This is a genomic window from Nocardia gamkensis NBRC 108242, assembly GCF_001612985.1.
In the GTDB taxonomy this organism is placed as follows: domain Bacteria; phylum Actinomycetota; class Actinomycetes; order Mycobacteriales; family Mycobacteriaceae; genus Nocardia; species Nocardia gamkensis.
This window is the reverse complement of record NZ_BDBM01000051.1, coordinates 30,922-55,760: the sequence shown is the minus strand read 5'-3', so window position 1 is coordinate 55,760 and position 24,839 is coordinate 30,922. Positions and strand designations below refer to the sequence as shown.

Genomic DNA, 24,839 nt, shown 5'->3' with positions numbered 1-24,839 from the left:
GATGGTGTCCAATCCGGGAGCAGGTGTGTGGTCGACACTACGCAGGAGGCGGAAGGCTCGGTACGGACCAAAGTCCTCTTCCCGGGCGAATGGGCATCGCAGAACGGGCCGCGGCACGGCCCATCGTGAACGCGCGAAGACGCGTCGGGTTGCGCCGCGCTGCGAATGCGCAGCGCGGCTGGGACGACGCGCCGGAAGCCGGCCCGCCGCAGGGGATCGGCTCAGCGCGTGGGTGCGTCGGAGCGGGCGAGTCCTTCGGCGATGAGGATCCGGTGGGCTTGCCGGGCGGCGGAAAGCTGCTCGGTATCGCCCGCGTCGCCACCAGACGTCGCTTCGAGGCTGCGGGCGAGCACCGTCACTGCGTCGGTGAGTGCCCGCAGGCGGCTGTCCAGTTCGTCGAGACGGGGCGATTCCGCCGGCCGGAGCGCGGTCTTCTCCGGCAAGGTGCCCGCCAGGTCGGTTCCGCGCAGTACCGCCCGCAGATCTTCCGGCAGCCACGCGAACACGTGATCGAGCTGTCCGGGAGAGAACAAGTCGGCCAGCGCGTCGGTCACCGCGCCCGCGAGCGCGTAGGCCTCGTCCCTGGAGACGCCCGCTTCCCGCGCGAATTGATCGACGAACGAGGGTACGTCGTGCGAAACGGGGACGTGCGCGGGAACCCAGCCCTCGTAGTAGATCCCGCGCAGGAGTTCGGGCAGTTGGGCGCTCAGGTGCGCGGAGGCGTTGACGCCGATGCGGTCACGGACGGTGTGCAGCCAGGCTCGCAAGGCGCGGTGCGCGAAGGGCCGGTCTTCGGTGGCGAGCCCGTCGGCGAGAGTGCGCAGCCATTCGTGTGCGGTGTGTATCGCGGGTGCGAGGGGATCGCGGTGGTAGCTCATGGGGGTGCCTTTCACGGGTGAATCGTGGTTATCGGATGTCGCCACCTAGGTCTCAGGGGTCCAGCGCGAACCGGTGACGGTGAAGATGTCCGTCACCGGTCGTCGCGGGGTCGGCGGGATCAGGTCCGTGTCATCGGGCGCGGTTCCGACGCGGATCAGCACTTGCGGGGTGGCCGGACGCGGGACCAGACCGCCGAGCAGTCCGCGCGTTGTCGGCAGTTCGGTGATGTGGGTCAGCGCGCAGGTCCCCAGCCCCGCGGCGGTGCATTCCAGCAGCACGGCCGACAACGCTTCACCGGTGCGCAGCCACTGCGTCACCGAATCGCCTTCGGTGCCGAGCACCACCAGCCGCGCGCGATCCTCCTGCCGGGCGCGTCGCATCGAATGCGGAGCCGGGGGGAACGCGCGGCCGACTCCGACCCGAGCGAATTCCGCGCCGGACACCAGCGCGGCGGCGGGCACCCCCTCCGGGTTCTCGGAATGCCCTGTCCACCATTCCAATTCGGTCTGATACAGCAAGTCGTGCCTGCGTAGCGCACCGACCTGCTCGGAGGCGGCGGCCAGCCGGGGCCGGACGCTGTCGTCCAAGACGCTGAGTTCCACCTCGTGCGGGGTGGCGAGCATCCGCAGCCGGGGGAGCACGTCGGCGAAGCCGTCGGGTTCGGTCATCGGCAGCCGGTCGGTGCGTCGCCGGTCGATGGCGAGTGCTCGGCTGTGGATTCCCTCGGGCGGGTCGGCCCACGGCTGGAATTCGATCACCGCCAGGTGGTCGGGTCGCTGCCGGTCGGGTACGCGCGTCGTGTCGGTGTGCCAGCCCCGGTCGGCGAAGGTGGTTCGCGCGTGATGCAGCACGGCTCCGCAGCTGATCACCAGCTGGCGTCCGTGCGGATCGGTCGAGGGCAGTAGCCGGTCGGCGTCGGTGTAGAGGTGCAGGCGCGTGCCGTCGAAAATCCAGCGCCACGGTTGGGTGTTGTGCACCGACGGCGCACGGGTGGCGAGTCGCAGCGCGGCCAGCATCACCCGATGATCGGGTACCGGGAGGCCGGGTGCTTCGTCGTTCGCGGTCATGCTTCGAGTCTTCGCGCGATCGCCGCGGCGGACTACGGGCGTTCCGCCCGGGACGCAGGGTCCTTGGTCCCCGCGCGTCCGGCGCCGGAGCGGACCGGGGCACCCACCGCCTCGGTCTCCGCCACACGGGTACGCAGGATCGCCACGCCCCACCACAACAGCCGGACCGCGAGACCGGCGTAGATCAGGACAGCGAGGTACACCAAGCCCGCGCCGTAGTCGCGGGCCCATTCGGGCAGCAACACCCAGACCGCGGCCGGCATCCCGAGCAGCATGATCGTTGCGACCACCACCGCGGGAACCGCCAGCGGAGCGGCCTCCGGATCCGAGACCCCGTTACGGCGCCCATCTTTTCGCCGCCGCGTGGTCGTGGGCGGGAACGACCTCGATGCCGGCGGGTAGCCGGTACAGGCGGTGGATGGCGGCGAAGGCGGCGGATCGATCATGGTCGACGAGCAGGCCCGGCAGCGGAGGCCTTTCGCGAAGCATGGCGATCTGCTCGCGGCGCCAGACGGCGTCACCGGCCAGCAGCACGGTGCCGCCGTCCGGTACGGCGAGAACGAGCCCGATGCTGCCCGGGGTGTGGCCGGAGAGATCCACCGCCAGGACCGAGCCGTCGCCGAAGAAATCGTGGCTGCGCGAAAAGGTCAGAACCGGAGGTCCGTCGAGGTCGAAGGATGGGGTGGGTCGTGAGCCGAGCGACTCGGCGACTCCCATCGGGGCCGTCGCAGGGTTCGTCGCCCACGCCAGTTCGGCCGCGGACGCCCGCAGCGCGAGTGACGCCGGTAGATCGAGCAGTCCGGCCACGTGGTCCCAGTGAAGATGCGTCGCGATCGCGAAGTCGACCGCGTCGACGGGGACAGCCGACATCGCCAGCGAATCGGCCAATCCGACAAGCGGTTTGCTCGGCGCGACGAGCCCGCGATAGGGGCGACGCAGCCGCGGCAGGACCCGGGTGTGCACGTCGGCGCACATCGCCGGATCGACCAGGAAACGAGCTTCCGGGTGTTCGACGAGGAAACTGGTCATCGCGATCGCCACCGTGGGCGGCCGTAGCGCTCCTTCGATCACCCCGTAGGCCGGGGCGGGGCGCACACCATGGACGAGCGCCGTCAAACGAACTGTGGCCCGCGCCGGGGGCAGTCCCGCGTTCGTGATCGAGCCCAGCAACTCCGCATCGGGGCGGCGGGGGAACACCGTGCGCCACGGCATCGACATCCCGGCGGCACAACACGACCACCACGTTCCCGCAGCGCCGGTGCGCGCCGTCAACGGTCCGGTTGATGCGAATCCCACACCCGCCCCTTCCCGCCCGACCGGCAGCGACATGTCCGACGACAGCCTACTCGCGCACCGCACTATGTGAACTTTCGTTCTTGTCGTTGGTGGATCGGTTCGCGTCGTCCGTATGGCGGGATGGAGCGGCCGATTACGCTTGAATTCGATGTTGTGTCGACCGCTTACTCCGGTGCCGCTAGAGTCGGCAGGTAATTAAGTTACTAGAGGTTCTGTCTGTCTATGCGGGTATGCCGTTTGGTTGCCGGGAAGCGAGAGGTGATGGCATCAGTGGAACATGCCGACGCGAGCGAACGCGCAGCGGCATCGACGGCGCGGCGACTGGCCGCGCTCCTGTTCGGCGTGGGGATACTGCACTTCCTCGCGCCACAGCCGTTCGATTCGGTGATCCCCGCACAGCTGCCCGGCCGGCCCCGCCTGTACACCCACGGCTCCGGGGTCGCCGAACTCGTCGTGGCCGCCGCGCTCGTCACTCCGCGGACGCGGCGGTGGGGCGGGCGCTGGGCCGCCTGGTTGTTCCTGGCGGTGTTCCCTGCCAACATTCAGATGGCGGTCGACTGGCTGCGCAACGATCGGATCCCGGCGCCCGTGAAAGCGGTTGCCCTGGTGCGGCTTCCGCTGCAAATACCACTGGTGCTCGCCGCCAGGAAGGTGCAACGAGCAGACCACGTGCGGCGCTGACCAGGTCTCGCACCAGACCCTGTCCGCCGTGGCGGGAGCGGTTGACTCACAGCGGCGTGCCGACCGCGCGGCGCTGCGTGGGCTTGTCCGTGGAGCGTTTGCCCGAACGATCTGGTGACCCGTGCGCCAGGGCGGGGGAGTGACCTGTACCGGGCTGATGCCGCGAGCCTGCAGCGCACGAGTGGGATACGCGCGATGATGGAGTAGTGCGCACCCGCTATCACGATCACCTCGAGCAGCTCGCCGGTCAACTGCGAGTGATGTGCGCACGCAATCGAGAAGCCATCGCGATGGCGACCGACGCGCTGCTCGGCGCGGATCTGGAGCTGGCCGAGCGCACGATCGACTACTGCGCCGAAACCGTAGCGATGCGCGAGAACACCGAACACGCCGCGGTCACGCTTCTGGCGCTCGAGGCGCCGGTAGCGGGAGAACTGCGGCGAGTGGTGACCGCGCTGCAATTGGTCGACGACCTCACCCGGATGAGCACCCTCACCGAGCACATCGCCCGCACCGCGAGGCGCAGGCATCCCGCCGCCGCCGTCCCCGCGCCGGTGCGTAACCTGGTGAGTCACATGGGTGAGACGGCGGTCGACCTCGCTGACGCCGCGGTCGGCGTACTGACCACCGCCGACCCCGGCGACGCCGCGGATCTCGACGCCCGCGACGACACCATGGACGACCTGCACCGCGATCTGCTCGCCGCGATCCTCGCCGAGGGCTGGGACAACGGCACCGCCGCCGCGGTCGATGTCACCCTGCTGGGCCGCTACTACGAACGCTTCGCCGACCATGCCGTCGAGGTCGGCCGCCGCACCCTGTACATGACCACCGGGCAGCGGCCCGACGACACGGCTCTGCAGCCCGGCTAGTTCCGGGCGGCACGCGACATCGTGACCCGAGAATCCAGGCCGGCCCCGAAGGGCCGGCCTGGAATTCGCCCGGACGGATCAGGCGAGGTCGAACCGATCGTTCTCGACCACCTTGACCCACGCGGCGACGAAGTCGTTCACGAACTTCGCCCCGGCGTCGTCCTGCGCGTACACCTCGGCCAGTGCGCGCAGCACCGAGTGAGACCCGAATACGAGGTCGTTGGCGGTGGCCGTCCACTTGGCCGCACCGGAGGACCGGTCGAAGCCTTCGTAGACGTTCTCCGCCGACTCGGACGCCTTCCACTCGGTGTCCTGGTCGAGCAGGTTGACGAAGAAGTCGTTCGTCAGCACGCCCGGCCGGTCGGTGAACACACCGTGGTCGGTGCCGCCGTAGTTGGCGCCCAAGGCCCGCAGGCCGCCGATGAGCACCGTGAGCTCAGGAGCGGTCACGTCCAGCATGTAGGCCCGGTCGAGCAGCAGGCGCTCCAGCGGAGCCTTCTCGCCGCTGCGCGCGTAATTGCGGAACCCGTCGGCCCGTGGTTCCAGCACCGCGAACGACTCGACATCGGTGTTCTCCTGGGTCGCGTCCGTCCGCCCGGGGGTGAACGGCACGGTGACGTCGTGCCCGGCGTCCTTCGCGGCCTTCTCGATCGCCGCGGACCCGGCCAGGATGATCAGGTCGGCCAGCGAGACCTTCTTGCCGCCGGAGGCGGAACCGTTGAAGTTCTGCTGGATCTGCTCGAGCACCGGCAGAACCTTGGCCAGCTCGTCCGGCTCGTTGACCGCCCAGTTCTTCTGCGGCTCGAGACGAATCCGGGCACCATTGGCGCCGCCGCGCTTGTCGGTGCTGCGGTAGCTGGCCGCCGACGCCCAGGCCGTCTTGACCAGTTGCGCTACCGACAGGCCGGACTCGAGGACCTTGCTCTTGAGGGCCGCGATGTCCTGCTCGTCGATCAGCTCGTGATCGACGGCGGGAACCGGGTCCTGCCACAGCTGCGGCTCCGGAACCCACGGCCCGAGGTAGCGGGTGATCGGTCCCATATCGCGGTGCAGCAGCTTGTACCACGCCTTGGCGAACGCCTCGGCCAGCTCTTCGGGGTGCTCCAACCAGCGACGGGTGATCTCGCCGTAGATCGGGTCTTCCCGCAGCGCGAGGTCGGTGGTCAGCATCGTCGGGGTACGCGCGGGGCCGTCGAACGGATCCGGGATGGCACCCTCGCCCGCGCCGTCCTTCGGCTTCCACTGCCATGCTCCGGCGGGACTCTTGGTCAGCTCCCACTCGTAGCCGTACAGGTTCTGCAGGAAGCCGTTGCCCCACCGGGTCGGGGTGGACGTCCAGACGACCTCCAGGCCGCTGGTGATGGCGTCCTTGCCCTTGCCCGTGCCGTAGGCGCTCTTCCAGCCCAGGCCCTGCTGCTCGATCGGGGCGCCTTCGGGCTCGGCGCCGACCAGGCCGGCGTCACCGGCGCCGTGGGTCTTGCCGAAGCTGTGGCCGCCGACGATCAGTGCGGCGGTCTCCTCGTCGTTCATCGCCATGCGGCCGAACGTCTCCCGGATGTCCCGCGCGGCGGCCACCGGATCCGGCTGACCGTTGGGGCCTTCCGGGTTCACGTAGATCAGGCCCATCTGGACGGCGCCGAGGGGGCCCGCCAGTTCACGGTCGCCGCTGTAGCGCTCGTCGCCGAGCCAGGTGTCCTCCGGGCCCCAGAAGACCTCTTCCGGTTCCCAGATGTCCGGGCGGCCGAAGCCGAAACCGAAGGTCTGGAAGCCCATCGACTCCAAGGCCACGTTTCCTGCGAAGACGAGCAGGTCGGCCCAGGAGATCTTGTTGCCGTACTTCTGCTTGACCGGCCACAGCAGTCGGCGGGCCTTGTCCAGATTGGCGTTGTCCGGCCAGCTGTTGAGCGGCGCGAAGCGCTGCGCGCCCTGACCGCCGCCGCCGCGGCCGTCGGCGATGCGGTAGGTACCCGCGGCGTGCCAGCTCATCCGGATGAACAGGCCGCCGTAGTTGCCGTAGTCGGCGGGCCACCAGTCCTGCGAATTGGTCAGGACCGCGGCGACGTCGGCCTTGAGGGCATCGACGTCGAGTTTCGCGAACTCCGCGGCGTAGTCGAAGTCCTCACCCAGGGGGTTGGATTTGGACGAATGGGCGTGCAGCACCGAGACATCGATCTGCTCCGGCCACCAGTCCTTGTTGCTGCGGGGGCGATGATCCGTCTTCGCGGTGGGCGACGGGATCGCCGGGTTCTCACTTTCGCTCGAGCTGTGAGTTTCGGTGTCAGGATTGGGCGGGCGGCTATCGGATGACACAGCATTCCTTCCTGAATGAGTGATGTGGGCTGCGATCACGGATGTGATCGGGAAGCCTGTGTTTCCACACAATCGGGACACAGGCCCCAGTAGATGACTTCGGCCTCATCGATCGAGAACCCGCTGTCATCGGACGCGGTCAGACACGGCGCATCGCCGATGGCGCAGTCGACATCGGCGATCACCCCGCACGCCCGGCATACGACGTGGTGGTGATTGTCGCCGACGCGCGACTCGTAGCGCGCGACGGACCCGGAGGGCTGAATACGCCGCACCAAGCCGGTGGCGGTGAGCGCGTTCAACGAGTCGTACACCGTTTGATGGGATACCTCGGGCAGCGCGGATCGAACGGCACGGATGATCGACTCCGTGTCGGCGTGCGGATGGTCGTGCACCGCGCTGAGCACCGCGACCCGGGGACGGGTCACACGCAGCGAAACTCCTCGCAGCAGCTGCTGGAATTCCGAGGCCGTTGGCATGCACGGAAGTCTCGTCCGCTTTCTGGAACGAGTCAAGAGTTTGTCCGAAAGTCGCGCTCTCCCAATCGAGATCGGCGCTTCCGGGCCTGGTAGCCAGTCGGTTGCGCGGGTGGGGCGGTGCCACCGTCGGCGTTCCCGGCCGCCCCGGCGGTTGGTCGCGATCAGGCGGCTCGAAGCCCCCGCCGACCGCAGTGCCGAGGGTCGGTGCGCATGGGGAAGTCGGGCCGCCCGGCTGGAGGCGCGCGGGCCGCCGGAGGGTCACCCAATCCCTCGGAAATCCGGCATCAAGGCCGGAAGACGGATCGGATGCACCCTTCCTTTTTGTGCTTGAAGATGTCGTAGCCGTACACCGCGTCGTCGAGTGGCATGTCGTGGGTGATCAAATAGGACGGGTCCAGGTCACCCTGCTGGATGTAATCGAACATCCGGGGCACATACCGCTGCCCGAACTGCTGTGCGGTGCGAATGGTGAGACCTTTGTTCGTCACGACGCCCATGGGGAACTTGTCGGTGAGGCCGTAGATGCCGAGCACCGCGACCACGCCGCCTTTCCGGCACGCGAGAATCGCTTCTCGCAGCGGTGTCGCGCGATCGGATTCCAGCCGCAGGAGTTGCTTGGCTTTATCGTAGATCTGCTGGAATCCGGTGCCGTGTCCTTCCATTCCGACGGCGTCGATGCAGGCGTCCGGGCCGCGCCCACCGGTGCTCTCGCGCAGCGTCTCCTGGACGCTGTCGACGGCGGTGTAGTCGATGGTCTCCGCGCCGAACTGCTCACTGGCCACGCGCAGCCGCTCGGGAAACCGGTCGATGACGAAGATCCGGTCGGCATCGAGTAGGCGGGCGGTGTGCCCGGCCATCAATCCGACCCCGCCGCTGCCCCACACCGCGACGGTGTCACCCGGATGGATATTGCAGAACTCGGCGCCCATCAGTCCCGTCGGTACGGCATCGGAGAGGAACAATGCCTGTTCGTCGGTGATGCCTTCCGGTATCCGGAAGCAGTTGACGTCGCCGAAGGGGACGCGGACATATTCCGCATGGGAGCCCTGATAGCCGCCGAAGGGGTGGGTGTAGCCGTAGATTCCACCACTCGGATAGCCGAGCAGCGGTTGTTGCAGCGCACCGTTCGGATTGGTGGTGTCGCACATCGAATACAGTTCGTGGTCGCAATACCAGCACGATGTGCACCCGATGAAGGACGGGACGACGACGCGGTCGCCCACCTTTGTCGAGCCGACCTCGGCCCCGATTTCGACGACTTCGCCCATGAATTCGTGCCCGAAAACGTCACCTTCCCGCATGCCGGGCAGATATCCGTCGATGAAATGCAGATCCGAGCCGCAGGTGGTGGTCAGCCGCACCTGCACGATGACATCATGCGGATTGACCAGCGTCGGGTCGGGCACGGTTTCCACGGCGAGGTCGTCGACGCCGTTCCAGCAGAGCGCACGCATGTCTCCTCCTGTTCACCGAGCCGACGAGCGAGCGCTCGGATTGTGGGCGAGGGTGGGCATTTCGCCGGTCTGCAGCCGGGCTCGGGCTCGATACAGGGCGGTGAACATGGCCGCGCCGGTCAGCAGGTCCGGCAGGGGGGTCCGCGCCCGCATGGTCACTTCGGTGCCCAGGTTGCGCGGCGCGTCCCGGAAGCCGAGGTCGACCTCGAGGCCACGGGCGGAGGCGCTGTCCTCGTCGTCGGAGCCGACGAACCGCAGGTGCCCGTCCTCCTCGCGCAGGGTGGTCTTCCAGGTCGTGCGCCCGTCGGTGCCGGAGTGCAACGTCCACTCGTAGATCGACGGTTCGGTGGACCTGACCTCGGCGACATCGCCCAGTACCTCCGACAGGTTCGCCGGGTCGCGCCAGAACCGCTCGACTTCGGCTCGCGGGCGAGCGATGGTCACGGTTTGGCTGCTCGAATAGCTGCTCGCCGACTCGATCAGCCACCCTACGAGGTCGCTCAGTAAATGTTTGGTGTCATCGATGTAGTGCATGGGGCCTCCTGTTGCTCTCCGTAGTCGCCCGACACTTCGACGCGCACGAGAAGCACCGTGCCCTGTGGGTCAGCAGCACGAATCGTCGGTCGCAGAGGACGCGGAGCAAGAACTGCCGCGCATGTCCCATGCGGTCTCGAAGCGGCTACCCGCCGCCGGATACACCAAACCGGATTCGCCGTTGTCGCTGGAGTCCGACGAGGTCAGCGGGACCGGAACTCGCCTTCCTCGACTGTCCGGCCGCCTACCGGGGTCGCGCTCGGCGGCCGGCCCCCGCCGCACGAGCGCCGCCGGATCATCTCGATCGGCCGATCTCGGCCTTCTTCGCCGCCAGTCGCGCGGCGAATTCGGGGGATTCGAGAGAGGCCACCTGCGGCACGATCTCGGCGTCGACCGCGTCGGCGTGGGCGGCCAGATTCGCGGTGTGGCGCATGGTGCGCTTGGTGGTGATGAGCAGGTCGCGCGGCGCGTCGGCCGCGGCCGCGGCGAACTCGACCGCGCCGTCCAGCAGCGCGTCGTGGTCACCATCGATCACCCGGTGCGCCAAACCGGCGTCGCGAGCGGCCTCGGCATCGAGAATCTCCCCGAACAGCGTCATCGCGGCGGCCCGCTGCGGCCCGACGGCGCGTTGCAGCATCCAGGTCATCCCGCCACCCGGATGAATGCCGAGCCGCAGGAACCGGGCGTCGAACCGGGCGCGGGGGCCGGCGATCCGCACGTCGGCGGCCAAGGCCAAGTTGAGTCCCGCGCCGACGGCCGCGCCGCCGACCGCCGCGATGGTCGGCAGTGCGCACCGCGCGACCGCGAGGAATCCGTCGTAGATCACCCGCAGTCCCTGCTCGCGGGCCTCGCCGAGCGCGCTGAGATCGGCGCCCGCGCAGAACGCAGGCGGGGTTCCGGTGACGACCACCGCGTGCACGCCGGTATCGCGCTCGGCCTCGGTCACCGCGGCGGCCAGTTGTCCGGACAGCTCCGGTGTCAACGCGTTCCGCCGATCCGGGTCGTGCACGGTGATGACCGCTACCTTGTCCCGCCGTTCTGTGCTGATCTCCGCCATGACCGGATCGTAGGCGCCCGGGCGCGGCCGGTGGACACGCACGTGCTGATCGCCGCTTTCGAATCGCGCCGAAGACAATCATGGACGCGAGATCGCCCGTGCTCAACGATCGCTGGACTGCGACGCGTCAGTGCGTTGCTGCTAGCGAGGAGAGTGTGAGCGTGAGAGCGCACAGCAGGTTTCTGGTCGGCGCGATAGTCGCCGCAACGGTGGCGATGCTGCTGACCGCATGCGGCGGCGGGGAGGTCCGTACGTCCGGCGGTGTGCCGGTCCTGCGTTATCAAGGTTGGGCGTCTCAAGTCGTCATTCCGGAACTCGCGGAAGATCTCGGCTTCTTCGACGGCAAGGTGAAGCTCGAGTGGCAAGGCAATACCATCAGCGGTCCGCAGGACATCCAATCGGCGGCGACCGGTCAGGTCGACTTCGGCGGTGCGTTCGGGGGCGCGGTGGCCAAGCTGGCGCAGGGCGGCGCGCCGATTACGGCCGTGGTGAACTACTACGGGTCCGACGAGAAGACGTTCACCGGGTTCTATGTTCCCGAGAACAGCCCGATCAAGACTCCGAAAGATCTGCTGGACAAGAAGATCGGCGTGAATACGCTGGGCGGCCAGTCCGAGGCGGATATCCACACCGCGTTGAAGAAGGTCGGTTTCGACGACCAACAGATCAAGTCGGTTCAGCTGGTGGTGTTGCCACCGCCGAATACCGAGGACGCCGTTCGGCGCGGGCAGGTCGACGTCGCCGCGTTGAGCGGGCAGTTCCAGCAGCGGGCGATCGCGAACGGCGGACTCCGTCCGGTGTTCACCGACTACGAGGAATTCGGTCCGTTCAACGGCGGTCAGTACGTTTTCCGCAACGACTTCATCGCCGAGAATCCCGACACTGTCCGGGCATTCGTCGACGGGGTCGCCAAAGCCATCGAATGGCAGAAGACGACCCCGCGCGACCAGGTGATCGCGAAGTTCACCGAGATCATCGAGAAGCGGAAGCGATCGGGGGAGGACGCCTCGTCGGTGAAGTACTGGTTGTCGGTCGGAGTGCCCGCCGCCAGCGGCGTCATCACCGACGCCGACTTTCTGCGCTGGGAGGCTTGGCTGCGAGATACCGGCGCGATCACCGGTTCGTTCGATCCGTCGAAGTTCTACACCAACGAATACAACCCGTACGCACCGAAGTAGTGCGCAAGACAGGTCGGGCTCCGCTGTGCCGCGAGAGCCTGACCTGTCGGATTTCTCGATGCGGAGCCGAGCGTCGTCTGGCGTATTTGCGATTGCCGCATAGTTATTCGGAGAGCGACAGGCGGTTCCTGTCGGGGTCCGGCCCGCACCTCTCGATCATCGACGACGACCCACGCGTTCGCCCCGACCTGCCGCAGGTGCTCCTCGCCGACGACCTCGTCCGCCGAGCGTCCGAGGAACGCCCCGCACCACCGCAGGACCGAATCTCACCGGACAAAGCGCAAACCGCCTGGTGGGGGACATCGAACCGCGATTTGGACGTATGCCCGATTTCGCCTGCCGAGCGATTCATGCGACGTGGTCGCACTGGTTCGATCATGGCGACGCTCATCCGATCGACCACTGGAACAATCGGGCGCCATTGCGTGTTGTCACTGGTGCCGCTACTGTTGGTGCGGTCTCCATCTTGTGGATGTAGGTGACAGTTCCCTCCCACAAGAGTCCACATTCGCCACGGCGGTCTCGCATGCCGTGCCCACGGCACCGCGCTCGGACCGGATGGCTCCGGCCACACAGCACATCGGCGCGCCGCAGCGAGCGTCATTCCCAGCAGGCGTCATTCACGGCGACCCGCCGCATCTACCACTCACCAGGAGTAAATCCATGCAGGACAACATTATTCGCAGACAAGACAACGCAACCGGAGAGAACCGCACGACATCGGTCACGGGCATCCTCGATATCACCGACAACCATGCCTCGCTGCACGTCGACGGGTATCTGCCCGGACCACACGATGCTCATGTGCCCGCGCGCTCGATCCGCGAGTACGGCCTTCGCCGCGGCGATATCGTCACCGGCACAGTCGGAGCCAAGCGGGAAGGCGCGAAACTCGCACCGCTGGTCGGAGTCGACCGCGTCAACGGCCTGCCTCCGGGCAATGCCGGGTCGCGACCGCACTTCGCCGACTTGGTTCCCATCTATCCTCAGGACCGGCTACGGCTGGAGACCGAGCCGCACGAGCTGATCACTCGCGTCACCGATCTGATGATGCCGATCGGCAAGGGCCAGCGCGCGATGGTCGTCGCACCGCCCAAGGCGGGCAAGACGTCCGCGTTGCAATCCATCGCGCACGGCATCGCCAAGAATCATCCCGAGTGCCACCTGATGCTGGTACTGGTCGGGGAACGCCCGGAAGAGGTGACCGACCTGTCCCGCGCGGTGCCTGCCGAGGTCGCCGCCGCGACCTTCGACCAGCCGGCCCGCGAACACATCGCCCTAGCCGAATTGGCCATCGAACACGCCAAACGTCTCGTCGAAATGGGCCGCGACGTGGTCGTGCTGCTGGACTCGCTGACCCGGCTGGCCCGTGCCTACAACCTGGCGGCCGCCGGGTCCGGCCGGATCCTCTCCGGTGGCGTCGACGCCGGGGCGCTCGCGCCACCGAAGAAATTCCTCGGCGCCGCCCGCAATATCGAGAACGGCGGCTCGCTCACCATCATCGCCACCGCGCTGGTCGAGACCGGCTCGCTGGCCGACACCGTGATCTTCGAGGAGTACAAGAGCACCGGAAACGCCGAACTGAAGCTCGATCGGCACCTCGCCGACCGCCGGCTGTTCCCCGCGATCGTCATCGACCGGTCGAGCACCCGCAAAGAGGAACTGCTGCTCACCGCCGATGAGCTCGCCGCCACTCGATCCCTCCGCAAGACACTGGCGGGCCGCGACCCGCAGCAAGCGCTCGAACTGCTGCTGACCGGCCTGAGGCAAACCGAGACCAATGGAGATTTCCTGACCCAGATCCGCAACGCGGGCTGAGACGATGCGCTGTTCGACGAGATGCCTTGCAGGTGTGTTCTGCCGACCTGATGTGTTCGGCGCCCCACCGGGCGCCGAACACGTCTTACGCCTCGAACAGTGATTGCCCGAGATAACCGCCCGGTGCCGCGACCCCGGGCGGGATCACGAACACCGCGGAACCGACCGGCGTCGTCCACACATTGAGCGCGTCGAATTCCGCGAGCCTGCGCTGCACCGGAACGAACTGCGTGTCCACGTCGCGCTGATAGGCGGCGAACAGCAGACCCGAGTTGGAGATCCCGCCCGGCGCGGGCGCGTCGTCGTAGTTGTAGCCGCGACGCAGGAAACGCTCGCCGTCGTGCGTGTGATGAGCCCGAGCGATGTGCGACGACGGGGGGATGACCGGTATCCCGTTCGCGTCGACGGCCGTGAAGTCCGGTTCGTCGAACTCGTCGGTTCCGGTCAGCGGAGCACCGTTGGCAACGGTGCGGCCGATGGTGAGTTCCCTTTCCTCTCGGTCGATTCGGTCCCAGGTGTCCAACGTCATCGCGATCCGCCGCAGCACGCACGAGGTACCGTCGCTCAGCCAGGGCTGGGTCGCGCCGTCGTCCCACACCAGGCGGGCGAACTCCGGTGTGCCCGGAGCGAGGTTCACCGTGCCGTCCACCTGGCCCATCAGGTTGCGCGGCGTCCCGCCCGGCGCGGCATCGCGAAATCCACGCTGCACCCAGCGAACGGTGACCAGCGACGACACGCTCCGGCACAGCACACGCACCGCGTGCGACACCGTGGTCGCCTCATCCGCGCACACCTGCAGGAGCAGATCGCCTCCGCTCCAGGCGGCTTCGAGCCGGTCGATGGGGAACGGGGGCAACGGCCGCAACCAGGACGGCCTGCGGTGCGCGAGGCCGGCCGCCGGGAACACCGCGGGCCCGAAACCCACGGTGATGGTGAGCCGCGCCGGACGCTGCGCCAGTTCGGGTTCGGTGTCCGCGAGGGCGGGCCGCCCCTGGGTGAGCCGGGCGGCGTCACCGGTCCATATCTTCAGCAGTCCGACCAGGTCCTCGCGGCCGACTCCCGCCCTCAGATCGAATGCGACGAACGCCGCGTGCGCTTGCGCCACGGTATCGATCCCGGCTTGGTGCGGTCCGTAGAACGGCACCGCCGCGTCCCACGGCGCCGGATCGGGCCCCCGCTGTCGGATGCGGGCGGCGACGCCGAGCCCGGCACCGGCGACGCCTGCCGCGGCGGCACCGCCGCCCAGCAGGCGCCGCCGGTTGATCCGTGCGGGTCGCGGTCCGTTCCGCTCAGCCACCGTGCGCGGGGGTCTGCGCGCCGGCGTGTGACTCGCCGCCCGCGTGATCGGGCACGTAATTCTCCTGGTTGCCCGCGAAGTCGCGCACCTGGGCGGTGAATGTCGTGCTCGAGCCGTCGTCGAAGGTCAGCGTGAGCGACGTCTCCGATCCGGTGCGCAGTGGTCCGTGCAGGTCCATGAACATGATGTGGTCGCCGCCGGGCCGCAGTTGGGTGCGGCCGTGCGCGGGGACGACGAATCCGCCGCGTTTGGGCCGCATGGCCTTCGTCCCGTTCGCGTCGGTGACCACTTCGTGCAGCTCGATCCGGCCGGAGGCGGGACTGGTGGCCGAGACGATGGTGCGGGGGGTGTCGCCGCTGTTGATCAGGTCGCCGAACGCGGCCGACATCCCGCTGTCGGCCGCCTTGACCCACTGGTCGGCAATCGTCACGGCATCGGCTGATGCGACGGTGTCGGTCTTGTCGGCCGACGAGCACGCGGTCAGCAGAAGTGGCACCGCCGCGGCGGCGATCGCGCCACGCAGGAGGCGAGCGATGGGTGGTGCAGTGAAGGTATCTACAAACATGAGAACTCCGGAAGTTTCGCGCGATGTGGTGTGGTGCGCCGACGAGGCGTGAGGCGTCGACCGATCCGCCGGTGGGCCTGCCGGTCTCCGACCGGGTGCTCTCGGCGGCGCAGCGGACTCGTGGGGACATCACCGGACCGGCCGAGGCGGGCGTTCTCCCGAACGCCGCAACCACTGGGGACTCGTCTAAATAGACTGCGGCTCCACGAATCTCGTGGCGAACCGCTGCGCCGTGCCACGAACTGCCGTGACATTCGCTGAATCCAGGGTTTCGAGCCGCGTGGACGAAGTCGATCCGATTCGCGTCGCGAGGCGGTGAGCCCGCGACGTTCACCGGCGCGAGGAAGAGGTCAGGCCCGGAGTGGTGGACCGCGCAGACCGGAGCCCGAACCGAGCAGCAGGCGCCGTGGACGAGGCAGCGCCCGGCCGAAGGCGAACGAGCCGAGCCGGACCGGTGCGCTGGGCCCGTCGGCGAGCACGCGCACCGCGTGCCGCACGTCGGAAACCGCTCGCAGCACACCTTGTTCGGCGGCGCGGATGAGCAGCGCGCCGAGCGGAACGGCCGCCAGATGCGTCAAGAGCATCGCCGACGTGGTGCTCGCGTGGTGGTGATCGGCGGCCGACAGGGTGGATGCGACGTGTGCGACGGCTTGCCCCACCGCCAGCGTCGCCATGATCTCGCCCGGTCCACGCCGATGCGGCCGCGTACCGGCCAGCACGCCCACCGCCGCGCACGCGGCGATCAGCAGGGCGATCGGTGCGGCGCCGGGAGACAGCGCGCCGCCGCCGAGCGCGTGCGCCGCGATGCTCACCGCCCCGGCCGCGGATCCGACGAACGCGCCGCGCATCCGCGCCGCTACTACCGCCGGATTGTCCACCGGCTCATACTACTTCCTGTCGTAGCGGTGACCGGCATCGGATCGAGTTCGAGCCCTGCCGTCGGGTCTGCCGCGAGTCCGGGCTGTTCGGACGAGTCGGCTCGGTGCGCAATATCTCTGCAGCGCAACGGCGACGGCGGCCCGCTCAGACCGTGAGGGCCGCGTGGACGAGGTTGTGGTCGGATACCCCGCCGACGTCGTCGACCGCCGCCGCCGTGACGGTCGCGCCGTGCACCACCACGTGGTCGATGTACTGCGACTTCGGGCCCGAATCGCGCGGGCGGGTGGGCATCGCGCCCGCGGCGTATTCGGCGACGACGAAGGCGTCACCCAACCCGGCGGCGACGGAGGCGCGGTCGGTGTTGAAGTCACCCAGCAGCACTGCGGCGTTCTGCGGCGCGTCGGTGGCGAGTTCGGCCAGGCGGGCGAGTTGGTCGGTGCGCCGCCGGTCACCGGTCACGTGGGTGGCGATCACGGTCAGGCCACCCGCGTCGACGACGAGAGCGCCTTTACCGCGGTCCTGGGCAAAGGATTCGGCGGTGACTTCACGGCTCGGCTCGGCGGTGACCACGACCAGATATTCGCCGCCGTCGAGCAGAGAGCTGGGGACGCGCCGCGGTGTCGGCAGCCGCTGATACCGCATCGCGTGGATCGTCCGGCCCGGCAGCGCCATTCGCAGGCCGGCCAACTGATCGCCGCTGACCTCCTGTAACGCGATGATCCGTTCGGTGCGTTCGGCCACCCGCGCGGTCACCGCGGCGATCCGAGCCCCCTCGTCCGGCCATCGGGTAGCGACGTCCTCGTACCAGTTCTCGGCGTGCACGCGATGCAGAACGTTCCAAGTGGCCACCGTGATCACCTTCGCGATGGTATGCGACCCGGGTGGAACGGGTTACGGCGCGGGCTGCGCCGCCCTCGCCGCGCTCAGCCCGCGCCCTGGATGTCGATTCCCTGCTGGAGCGAGGCCACCGCGCGATCGAGGATGCGGTGCAGGGCCGGAATCGAATGGTCCGCACCCATCATCCAGTGATCGAGGCCGACGCCGAAGGCCGCGAAACAGGCCGCGGCCGTGAGCTGCGGCCGCAGATCGCCGTCGGGGAGCCCGGCGCGGGCCGCGAAGTTCAGCGCTATCGCGCGCTGGCGTCCGAGGGCGCCGATGAAGTTCTCCCGGCGCAATTCCGGGTTGCCGACCAGCAGCTGCCTGGCCCGGCGCGCCGTGTCCGCTTGGCGGTGGCGTGCCGGGGCTTCCTGCTCGTCGAGCAGGAAGTCGCGCAATGCCGCGCGCAGCGCGGTCAGCACCGATTCACTCACCGGGCGCCGGTCGACGGCGGCGAGCAATTGCGCCATCAAATCTTCCTCGTGGCTGAAGACCACCGCGAGCTTCGAGGGGAAATGGCGATGGAAGGTGCGCCGCGAGACCTGCGCGGCGTCGGCGATCTGCTGCACGGTGGTCTGTTCGAACCCGTGTAGTTCGAACAGCCGCAGCGCCGCCTCGACCAACTCCCGGCGCACTCGCGTCTTCTCGCGTTCGCGTGGACCGTTCACGCCCGTCATGTCCGCAGCTCTCTTCGCGATGTCGTTGATGTCTCAAAGTGACACATTACCCGATTGCCGGGTTACAGTGTCTCATCGAGACACCAAACCGACGATCGAGAGGTGACGCCCATGTCGGTGCGACGTGCGGGAATTACCGTGGCCATGGCGGCGCTGCTGTGTGCGGGGGCGCAGATGGGTCCGGCGGTGGCCGATCCCGCGGGGCCGGGGGCGGCGCCGGGCACGGTCGCCACCGATGAGACGATGCCCGAACCGCTCTGGATCGAGGGCGCGGGCTCGGCCCGTCGCTTGACGTACTGGACCCGGACCTCCGACGATCAGCCCGCGCTGTCCAGCGGCGCCGTCTTCGTGCCCGCGGGCGCGCCGCCGAGCGGGGGCTGGCCGGTGCTGTCCTGGGAACACGGAACGGTCGGCCTCGCCGACGAATGCGCGCCTTCCACCGCGGGCCGCAGCAAACGCGACCTGGACTACCTGGCGACCTGGATGCGTCAGGGTTACGCCGTCGTCGCGACCGACTACATCGGTCTGGGCACCCCGGGACCGCACGCGTACCTGGACGGACGTGCCGAGGCGCACGCGGCGATCGACATGGTGCGTGCGGCTCGCGCGGCCGACGATTCACTGTCGTCGAAATGGGTGGCGATCGGGCAGTCGCAAGGCGGCGGCGCCGCGGTGTTCACCGCGTCACTGGCCACGGAATACGCACCCGACCTCGACTATCGCGGCGCCGTCGCCACCGGCCCCGCCTCCAATATCGTCGAAGCCGCTTCGTTCCTCGGACCCGATGTGCCCGCGATCGGCAACGCGCACCTCACCGCCTATATCGCGTATGTGATGAACGGATTGAAGGCGGCGCGACCAGGCTTCGATCTGGACAGCTATCTCAGCCCGGTCGGCAAGCAATTGGCGACCGCCGCGGAGTCGCTGTGCTTCCAGCCGCTCGCCGATCGCGCGCAGGGAATCTCGGTCGACCAGTTGTTCTCCCGCCCGCTCGCCGATGGCGATCTCGTCGCCACGGCCCGCCCGGTCATGGACGTCCCGCTGACGGGATACGACCGGCCGCTGTTCATCGGGCAGGGCACCAACGACACCGACGTCCCCGCCCCGTTGACCGCGAAGCTGGTCATCGATCTGGAATCGCACGGTGTCCGGCCCGACATCCACGTGTACGCGGGGAAGGATCACAGCGCCACGATGGCCGCTTCGTTGCCGCACAGCATTCCGTTCGTCGCGCGCCTGTTCGCCTGAGCCGGAGCGCTCAGGCGCGCGCGGCCGCGGGCTCGAGTTCGGCGGTGTCCCGCGGCGGCTCGGTGGGCTTGCGGACCGGAATGGCCAGCGCGACCAGTGCGGCGAGCACGGAGACGCCGCACCCGATCAGCAGCCCGGTGCGGAAACCGGCCTCGGTGGGGATGGTGTGTCCGCCGAGCCCGGTGCTCATCTGCGCGAGGACGACTCCGACGACCGCCGCGGACACCGTGGTCCCGATCGAGCGCATCAAAGTGTTGAAGCTGTTGGCCGACGCGGTTTCCGACAGCGGGACCGCGCCCATGATGAGCGCGGGCATGGAGCCGTAGGCGAGGCCGACGCCACCGCTGCACACGCACGTCACGACGAGCAGACCCCAGGTCGATCCCAGCAGCAGGACCGATGAGCCGTACCCGAGGGCGATGACGATGCTGCCCACGATGAGCGTCACCTTCGGGCCGCGCGCGGCCGAAAGCCGGGCGCCCAGCGGGGAAACCGCCATCATCACCAGGCCGGCGGGGGCCATCCACAATCCCATCGCCAGCATGGACTGCCCGAGGCCGTAACCGGTGACCACCGGCAGTTGCAGCAGCTGCGGGATGATCAGTGACTGCGCGTACATGGCGAACCCGACCACGATCGAGGCCGCGTTGGTCAGCAGCACCTGCTTGCGCGCGGTCACTCGCAGATCCACCAGCGGGTCGGCGGTTCGCAGTTCCCACCAGCCCCAGACCGCCAGGACCAGGATCGCGGTCGCGAACAGTCCGAGGGTGGTTGCGCTTGTCCAGCCCCAGTCGGCGCCCTTGGACACCGCGAGCAACAGGCACACCAGCGCGGTGCCCAGACCGAGCGCGCCGAGTACGTCGAACCCGCCGTTTCCGCGCGCCGGGATGGCGGGCACCAGCAGCCAGATCAGCGTGGCCACGCCGGCGCTGAGCACGGCCGAGCCCCAGAACAGCACGCGCCAGCTGGCGTTCTCGGCGACCGCGGCGGCGATCGGAAGGCCCAGCGCGCCACCGATCCCCATCGAGGCGCTCATCACCGCGATGGATGTGCCGAGCCGCTCGGTGGGCAGGAGGTCCCGCAACGCGCTGATGCCCAGCGGCACGACGCCCATGCCGATGCCCTGCAGGCCGCGTCCGGCGATCATCGGCACGACCGAGGTCGCCAGCGCGCAGACCAGCGATCCGCCGATGAGCGGAACCGTGCACGCGAGCAGCATGCGCCGCTTGCCGTAGAGATCGCCGAGGCGGCCGGTGATGGGCGTGGCCACCGCACCGGCGAGCAGTGTCGCCGTGATGACCCAGGAGGCGTTGGACGGCGTGGTGCCCAGGAGTCGGGGGAGGTCCCCGATCAGGGGCACCACCAAGGTCTGCATCAGGGCGGCGACGATGCCCGCCGCCGCGAGGACACCGACTATGCCCTCGGACCGGACTTCCGATGGTGCTGCCACGCGGATCTCCCTCTCTCTTCGATCTGTGTACAGTACATATTGATTGCAATATGCACAAGAATTGCATTATGCAAATGCGCTGGTCCGGGTAGGTGGGTGTGGTATAGGTGCGGAGATGAGCCCGTAGCGGCGGATATCGGCAGGAGCGTTGTGTGGACAAGCCCGTATCTTCGGTGGAGTTCGAAACCATGCTGCTGGGGCGGCACAGCCTCAGCGCCAAGGCCCGCCGGGGCAGCGGCCACCTCGACCGCAGCGCCTACACGGTGCTGAGCAGGCTGCGAGTGCAGGGCCCGATGTCCGTGGGCGAACTCAGCGACGCCTTCGGTCTGGACACCTCCACGCTGCACCGCCAGACGACCGTCATGCGCGAAGCCGGTCTCGTCGAACGCATTCCGGATCCGGACGGCGGCATGGCGCGCAAGTTCCGCCTCACCGCCGAGGGCGGGCGCCAGCTCGATGCCGAACGCGCCTACAACGTCCGCGCTCTCGAGAGCGTGCTGTCGGGCTGGACCGCCGAGGACGTCGCCGCGTTCGCCGGATTCCTGAAGCGGTTCAACACCGACATCGAACGCATCGACAAGCGTCCATGGCCCCGGCCGTGAACGCGTGCCGCACCGCCCGCCCACGTACACGAAATCTCCACAAATGACGCCGGTTCTCTCCACAACCGGTGGTTAGGGTTCGGTGCATGGAACACAGCGCACCGGCGCACCCCGTGCGGCGGATCCTGGTCGTGGACGACGAGATGACCATCGCCGAATCCGTCGCGGCGCGCCTGCGGGCGGAGGGGTTCACCGTCGAGCTGGCACACGACGGCCCCTCGGCCGTCGCCGCCGCCGAGACCGTCGACCCGGACCTGGTGGTGCTCGACGTCATGCTGCCGGGATTCGACGGGCTGGAGGTGTGCCGTCGCATTCAGGCGCGCCGCGCGGTTCCCGTGCTCATGCTGACCGCGCGCGCCGACGAAACCGACCAGCTAGTCGGCTTGGGCGTCGGCGCGGACGACTATCTGACGAAGCCGTTTTCGCTGCGCGTGCTCGCCGCCCGGGTGCACGCGCTGCTGCGCCGGATGGACCGGGCGGCCGACCGTGACGGCGCGACGATCCTGGTCGGTGACCTCCGCATCGATGTCGACCAGCGCCGGGTCTGGCGCGCGGAGGTGGAGGCGTTGCTCACGCCGCTGGAATTCGATCTGCTCGCCCGGCTGGCCCGGCGTCCGCGCATGGTGCTGGCGCGGGAGCGACTGCTCGAAGACGTCTGGGACTGGTCCGACGCGTCGGGCACCCGCGCGGTGGACAGTCACATCAAGGCGTTGCGCCGCAAACTCGGCGCCGACCTGATCCGCACCGTGCGCGGCGTCGGATACGCCCTGGAAGCCCGATGAGCGCCGGCCCCGAGAACGCGCCGCGGGTGCGGAAGACGATGTCCGGCACCGTTTCCGGCGAGTGGCGCAGGCTCGGCGACGGGGTGGCCGAGCTGCTGCCGCGGCCGTTGGACCCGGTGAAGTCGATCAAGCTGAAGCTCGCGATCCTCATGCTGTGCTCCGGCGGTGTCGCGTTCGGGTTCTTCCGATTCAAGATCGGGTGGCTGCCGCCGCGCACCACGCTCACCGCGGTGGTGATCGCGTTGATAACCTCGCAGTTCCTCGCCCACGGCATCACCAGGCCGCTGCGGGAGATGACCGCGGCGGCGAAGCGGATGGCCCACGGCGACTACACCTTGCGGGTGCGGGCGAGTTCGCGCGACGAAGTCGGGCAACTCGCCGAGGCGTTCAACCAGATGGCCGCCGACCTGGCGGCGGCCGACCGGCAACGCCGAGATCTGATCGCGAACGTCTCGCACGAATTGCGCACCCCGATCACGGCGTTGCACGCGGTGCTGGAGAACCTGGTGGACGGCGTCTCCCAACCCGACCCGGCGACCCTGCGCACCGCGCTGGCCCAGACCGAACGGCTGACGCTGCTCGTCTCGGAATTGCTCGACCTCTCCAGCATCGAAGCGGGCGCCTTCCCGCTCGATCGTGAGGATCTGCCGATCGCGCCGCTGCTGGCCGACGTCGTCGCCGAAGCGGAGGTCATGACCGCCGCGCTCGGACGCGGCGTGCGCTTCCGCACCGACGTGCTGCCCGGCGCCGCCCGCGTGTACGCCGACCGTGCCCGCCTGCATCAGGTGCTGCTCAACCTGCTCGACAACGCCGCCAGGCACGGGCCCGCGGGCGGGGAGGTCCGCCTGGCCGTGCGCGCATCGCAGGGCCAGGTCGTGATCGACGTCGAGGACGACGGCCCCGGCATTCCGCTCGCCGAACGCGCGCAGGTGTTCGACCGGTTCACCAGAGGCGGGCGCACCCCGGGCGGAGGTACCGGACTGGGCCTGGCCATCTCCCGGTGGGTGGTCGACCTGCACGGCGGCACCATCGCGGTCGCCGATCCCGGCTCCCGCATCCGGGTGGTTCTGCCCGGACGCTGATCTGCCACACCACCCGACCCGGACCGCAGGCGCGGCCCCGGGGTGATCCCGCACGCCTATCGAAGGAACGATCCATGCCTCCAGAACCCGAATCAGCGTCGGCGCCCGACCCGGTGTCAACTGCATCCGCGCCATCCGCAGCCGATTCCAGCGCGGTCCCCGCCACGCAGGCATCGGTGTGTGCGCCGCCGGGGCGCTCGGGGGTCGCGGTGGCCGACGCACGCGCGGAGAAGACCGGCCCGCCGGTGGCCGGGCCGATGTTTCCCCCGCGTCCGTCCAAGTGGCGAGGGGTCGCTTGCCCTCCCGGGGTGGCGCTCGCCGCGCTCGTCTCCGGATCGGCCGCCGCGGTTCTGATCCACTGGGACCGGCCCGGCATCGGGTGGCTCCTCGCGGCCGGTGTCGCCGCGACGGCGGTGTTCCTCGTCGACCGCAATGCCCGCGGGCGAGCGGCGAGTACGACGAGCGATGATGCGGTCGAGGCGACGTCCGGACGACAGACGGCCCGCACCGGTTCTCCTCGGTTCAACGCGGGGCGGCTGTGGTGGGCGACGCTCGCCCTCGCCCTGCTCGCGGTAGGTGCTGTCCGCGCCGCGGGCTGGTTGTTCGCGTTGTGCGTGATCGCGGCATGCGTCGCCGGTTCGCTGGCGGTCGTCGCACGCCGCTCGGCGAACGGCATCCTCTACGACGCGTTCGCCGTCTGGCTCGCGGCGGCTGCCGCCGTGCCGTGGGCATACGCCGGTACCGCCCGCGTGCGTAGCGGGAACGCGCCGCGTGCGCGGCGGCTCGGGCTGTCGGCAGCGGTGACCGTCGCGCTGCTCGCGGTGTTCGTTCCGCTGCTCGGCAGCGCCGACGCCATGTTCGCGGCGTTGCTCGAGACCGTGACGCCGGAGGTGGACATGCCGTCGGTGGCGCGCTGGTTCGCACTTTTCGCGGTGGCCGGTCTCGGCACGCTCGGCGCGCTGTTCCTGCTGGCGGGCCCACCGCCGCCCGCCACAGCGGCGGTGGCCGGGCGAACGTTGCGCCGATCGGAATGGGCGCTGCCGGTCGGTGCGCTCGCGGTCCTGTTCGCGGCGTTCGTCGCGACCCAGTTCGTGGTGCTCTTCGGTGGCGACGACTACGTCCAGGAGACCTCGGGCCTGACCTACGCCGAATACGCGCGCACCGGTTTCTGGCAACTGTCGGCCGTCACCGTGCTGACCCTCGCGGTGCTGATGGTCGTGCTGCGCTGGGCGGCCCAGGACACCGCCGCCGACCGGTGGTGGCTGCGGGGGCTGCTGGTGGCGGTGAGTGTGCTCGCGCTGGTGATCGTCGCCTCGGCGCTCGGCCGGATGTGGACCTACCAGCAGGCCTACGGGTTCACGGTGCTGCGCCTGCTGGTGGAAGTCTGCGAACTGTGGCTCGGCCTGGTCTACGTCTTGGTGTCGGCCGCGGTCCTGCGGCTGCGCCGGGCATGGTTGCCGCGCGCCGTGGCGGGCACCGCGATGGCGACGCTGCTGGCGCTGGCCGTCCTGGACCCGGAGCGGTTGATCGCCGAAAAGAACATCGATCGCTGGCAGCGGGGCAAAACGCTGGACACCGAATACCTGGTGACCCTCTCGCCGGACATCCTGCCCGCGACCGATCGGCTCCCCGAGCCGCTGCGCACGCAGGTGCGAGCCCGGCTGCGCGCGGACCTCGACGGGGACCCCTGGCAGAGCTGGAATCTGTCGCGGGCGAGAGCACGGTGAACTCCCGTGCAATACACTTGTATTATCGC

Annotated in this window: 24 protein-coding genes; 9 read left to right on the top strand and 15 right to left on the bottom strand. The window is 69.0% G+C overall.

The annotated features are described in order from the left end of the window. Positions 1-221: 221 nt before the first annotated feature. The 4 genes from NG1_RS28880 to NG1_RS28865 are packed head-to-tail and all read right to left on the bottom strand — an operon-like array spanning position 222 to position 3,242. A complete protein-coding gene (locus tag NG1_RS28880) occupies positions 222-893 on the bottom strand; it encodes a DUF2267 domain-containing protein (RefSeq protein ID WP_245660108.1) in 672 nt (223 codons plus the stop codon). Between the two features lie 30 nt (positions 894-923). Continuing rightward, the gene (locus NG1_RS28875) at positions 924-1,946 is read right to left on the bottom strand and encodes an Acg family FMN-binding oxidoreductase (RefSeq protein ID WP_062976018.1); all 1,023 of its coding nucleotides are present in this window, start codon (positions 1,944-1,946) and stop codon (positions 924-926) included. 32 nt (positions 1,947-1,978) lie between these two features. Next, positions 1,979-2,239, bottom strand: coding sequence for a hypothetical protein (locus tag NG1_RS28870; protein ID WP_062976016.1), 261 nt, complete (start codon positions 2,237-2,239; stop codon positions 1,979-1,981). A 43-nt stretch (positions 2,240-2,282) separates the two neighbouring features. Next, complete coding sequence (locus NG1_RS28865; RefSeq protein ID WP_245660107.1) at positions 2,283-3,242, bottom strand: MBL fold metallo-hydrolase; 960 nt, start codon at positions 3,240-3,242, stop codon at positions 2,283-2,285. A 261-nt stretch (positions 3,243-3,503) separates the two neighbouring features. Between NG1_RS28865 and NG1_RS28860 the strand changes: the two genes are divergently transcribed. Both NG1_RS28860 and NG1_RS28855 read left to right on the top strand, forming a co-directional pair. Next, positions 3,504-3,923, top strand: coding sequence for a DoxX family protein (locus tag NG1_RS28860; RefSeq protein WP_062976012.1), 420 nt, complete (start codon positions 3,504-3,506; stop codon positions 3,921-3,923). A 206-nt stretch (positions 3,924-4,129) separates the two neighbouring features. Continuing rightward, positions 4,130-4,795 carry a phosphate signaling complex PhoU family protein gene (locus NG1_RS28855; protein ID WP_062976010.1) on the top strand — a complete coding sequence of 222 codons (666 nt, stop codon included), beginning with the start codon at positions 4,130-4,132 and terminating at the stop codon, positions 4,793-4,795. A gap of 78 nt (positions 4,796-4,873) precedes the next feature. On the opposite strand, the gene katG is transcribed toward NG1_RS28855, so the two are convergent. The 5 genes from katG to NG1_RS28830 form a co-directional block, all read right to left on the bottom strand. After that, positions 4,874-7,105 carry a catalase/peroxidase HPI gene (gene katG / locus NG1_RS28850; protein ID WP_062976009.1) on the bottom strand — a complete coding sequence of 744 codons (2,232 nt, stop codon included), beginning with the start codon at positions 7,103-7,105 and terminating at the stop codon, positions 4,874-4,876. A 35-nt stretch (positions 7,106-7,140) separates the two neighbouring features. After that, a complete protein-coding gene (locus NG1_RS28845) occupies positions 7,141-7,584 on the bottom strand; it encodes a Fur family transcriptional regulator (protein WP_040871953.1) in 444 nt (147 codons plus the stop codon). 284 nt (positions 7,585-7,868) lie between these two features. Beyond that, on the bottom strand, positions 7,869-9,038 hold the full coding sequence (locus NG1_RS28840) for a zinc-dependent alcohol dehydrogenase (protein WP_062976007.1): 1,170 nt from the start codon (positions 9,036-9,038) through the stop codon (positions 7,869-7,871). Positions 9,039-9,050: 12 nt separating this feature from the next. Next, entirely contained in the window at positions 9,051-9,572 is a 522-nt protein-coding gene (locus NG1_RS28835; protein ID WP_062976005.1) for an SRPBCC family protein, read from the bottom strand. A 295-nt stretch (positions 9,573-9,867) separates the two neighbouring features. Next, positions 9,868-10,629 (bottom strand): enoyl-CoA hydratase, encoded by a 762-nt coding sequence (locus tag NG1_RS28830; RefSeq protein ID WP_062976038.1) that lies wholly within the window; start codon positions 10,627-10,629, stop codon positions 9,868-9,870. A gap of 215 nt (positions 10,630-10,844) precedes the next feature. Between NG1_RS28830 and NG1_RS28825 the strand changes: the two genes are divergently transcribed. Both NG1_RS28825 and NG1_RS28820 read left to right on the top strand, forming a co-directional pair. Continuing rightward, positions 10,845-11,807 carry an ABC transporter substrate-binding protein gene (locus NG1_RS28825; protein ID WP_084499268.1) on the top strand — a complete coding sequence of 321 codons (963 nt, stop codon included), beginning with the start codon at positions 10,845-10,847 and terminating at the stop codon, positions 11,805-11,807. A gap of 663 nt (positions 11,808-12,470) precedes the next feature. Beyond that, complete coding sequence (locus NG1_RS28820; protein ID WP_062976003.1) at positions 12,471-13,625, top strand: transcription termination factor Rho, short form; 1,155 nt, start codon at positions 12,471-12,473, stop codon at positions 13,623-13,625. 85 nt (positions 13,626-13,710) lie between these two features. Here NG1_RS28820 and NG1_RS28815 read toward each other — a convergent pair whose 3' ends face one another. From NG1_RS28815 to NG1_RS28795, 5 genes are all read right to left on the bottom strand, one after another. Then, on the bottom strand, positions 13,711-14,922 hold the full coding sequence (locus NG1_RS28815; protein WP_062976000.1) for a Dyp-type peroxidase: 1,212 nt from the start codon (positions 14,920-14,922) through the stop codon (positions 13,711-13,713). After that, entirely contained in the window at positions 14,915-15,487 is a 573-nt protein-coding gene (locus tag NG1_RS28810) for a copper chaperone PCu(A)C (protein WP_062975998.1), read from the bottom strand. Before NG1_RS28810 ends, NG1_RS28815 begins: the two co-directional genes overlap by 8 nt. Positions 15,488-15,837: 350 nt before the next feature. After that, positions 15,838-16,365, bottom strand: a complete 528-nt coding sequence (locus NG1_RS28805) for a hypothetical protein (RefSeq protein ID WP_063910467.1) — start codon at positions 16,363-16,365, stop codon at positions 15,838-15,840. A gap of 145 nt (positions 16,366-16,510) precedes the next feature. Beyond that, on the bottom strand, positions 16,511-17,215 hold the full coding sequence (locus NG1_RS28800) for an endonuclease/exonuclease/phosphatase family protein (RefSeq protein WP_245660106.1): 705 nt from the start codon (positions 17,213-17,215) through the stop codon (positions 16,511-16,513). Between the two features lie 74 nt (positions 17,216-17,289). Further along, the gene (locus NG1_RS28795; protein ID WP_062975992.1) at positions 17,290-17,919 is read right to left on the bottom strand and encodes a TetR/AcrR family transcriptional regulator; all 630 of its coding nucleotides are present in this window, start codon (positions 17,917-17,919) and stop codon (positions 17,290-17,292) included. 111 nt (positions 17,920-18,030) lie between these two features. On the opposite strand from NG1_RS28795, the gene NG1_RS28790 reads away from it, so the two are divergent. Beyond that, the gene (locus tag NG1_RS28790; RefSeq protein WP_062975990.1) at positions 18,031-19,167 is read left to right on the top strand and encodes a lipase family protein; all 1,137 of its coding nucleotides are present in this window, start codon (positions 18,031-18,033) and stop codon (positions 19,165-19,167) included. A 10-nt stretch (positions 19,168-19,177) separates the two neighbouring features. Here NG1_RS28790 and NG1_RS28785 read toward each other — a convergent pair whose 3' ends face one another. After that, a complete protein-coding gene (locus NG1_RS28785; protein WP_247611456.1) occupies positions 19,178-20,542 on the bottom strand; it encodes an MFS transporter in 1,365 nt (454 codons plus the stop codon). Positions 20,543-20,769: 227 nt separating this feature from the next. On the opposite strand from NG1_RS28785, the gene NG1_RS28780 reads away from it, so the two are divergent. The 4 genes from NG1_RS28780 to NG1_RS28765 all read left to right on the top strand — a co-directional run bounded on the left by NG1_RS28780 (position 20,770) and on the right by NG1_RS28765 (position 24,810). Continuing rightward, on the top strand, positions 20,770-21,219 hold the full coding sequence (locus NG1_RS28780) for a MarR family winged helix-turn-helix transcriptional regulator (protein ID WP_084499266.1): 450 nt from the start codon (positions 20,770-20,772) through the stop codon (positions 21,217-21,219). Between the two features lie 86 nt (positions 21,220-21,305). Further along, the gene (locus tag NG1_RS28775; RefSeq protein ID WP_063910466.1) at positions 21,306-22,001 is read left to right on the top strand and encodes a response regulator; all 696 of its coding nucleotides are present in this window, start codon (positions 21,306-21,308) and stop codon (positions 21,999-22,001) included. Between the two features lie 38 nt (positions 22,002-22,039). Further along, the gene (locus NG1_RS28770) at positions 22,040-23,083 is read left to right on the top strand and encodes a HAMP domain-containing sensor histidine kinase (protein ID WP_062976030.1); all 1,044 of its coding nucleotides are present in this window, start codon (positions 22,040-22,042) and stop codon (positions 23,081-23,083) included. Positions 23,084-23,292: 209 nt separating this feature from the next. Next, complete coding sequence (locus tag NG1_RS28765; protein WP_245660105.1) at positions 23,293-24,810, top strand: DUF4153 domain-containing protein; 1,518 nt, start codon at positions 23,293-23,295, stop codon at positions 24,808-24,810. Positions 24,811-24,839: the final 29 nt, after the last annotated feature.

What these genes read in the sequence shown, in the direction of transcription:
- NG1_RS28860 (WP_062976012.1), top strand. Translation starts at nt 3,504, where the DNA reads ATGGCATCAGTGGAACATGCCGACGCGAGCGAACGCGCAGCGGCATCG.
- NG1_RS28775 (WP_063910466.1), top strand. Translation starts at nt 21,306, where the DNA reads ATGGAACACAGCGCACCGGCGCACCCCGTGCGGCGGATCCTGGTCGTG.
- NG1_RS28810 (WP_062975998.1), bottom strand. Translation starts at nt 15,487, where the DNA reads ATGTTTGTAGATACCTTCACTGCACCACCCATCGCTCGCCTCCTGCGT.
- NG1_RS28790 (WP_062975990.1), top strand. Translation starts at nt 18,031, where the DNA reads ATGTCGGTGCGACGTGCGGGAATTACCGTGGCCATGGCGGCGCTGCTG.
- NG1_RS28840 (WP_062976007.1), bottom strand. Translation starts at nt 9,038, where the DNA reads ATGCGTGCGCTCTGCTGGAACGGCGTCGACGACCTCGCCGTGGAAACC.
- NG1_RS28825 (WP_084499268.1), top strand. Translation starts at nt 10,845, where the DNA reads ATGCTGCTGACCGCATGCGGCGGCGGGGAGGTCCGTACGTCCGGCGGT.
- NG1_RS28830 (WP_062976038.1), bottom strand. Translation starts at nt 10,629, where the DNA reads ATGGCGGAGATCAGCACAGAACGGCGGGACAAGGTAGCGGTCATCACC.
- NG1_RS28770 (WP_062976030.1), top strand. Translation starts at nt 22,040, where the DNA reads ATGTCCGGCACCGTTTCCGGCGAGTGGCGCAGGCTCGGCGACGGGGTG.
- NG1_RS28795 (WP_062975992.1), bottom strand. Translation starts at nt 17,919, where the DNA reads ATGACGGGCGTGAACGGTCCACGCGAACGCGAGAAGACGCGAGTGCGC.
- NG1_RS28835 (WP_062976005.1), bottom strand. Translation starts at nt 9,572, where the DNA reads ATGCACTACATCGATGACACCAAACATTTACTGAGCGACCTCGTAGGG.
- NG1_RS28820 (WP_062976003.1), top strand. Translation starts at nt 12,471, where the DNA reads ATGCAGGACAACATTATTCGCAGACAAGACAACGCAACCGGAGAGAAC.
- NG1_RS28845 (WP_040871953.1), bottom strand. Translation starts at nt 7,584, where the DNA reads ATGCCAACGGCCTCGGAATTCCAGCAGCTGCTGCGAGGAGTTTCGCTG.
- NG1_RS28785 (WP_247611456.1), bottom strand. Translation starts at nt 20,542, where the DNA reads ATGCAGACCTTGGTGGTGCCCCTGATCGGGGACCTCCCCCGACTCCTG.
- NG1_RS28875 (WP_062976018.1), bottom strand. Translation starts at nt 1,946, where the DNA reads ATGACCGCGAACGACGAAGCACCCGGCCTCCCGGTACCCGATCATCGG.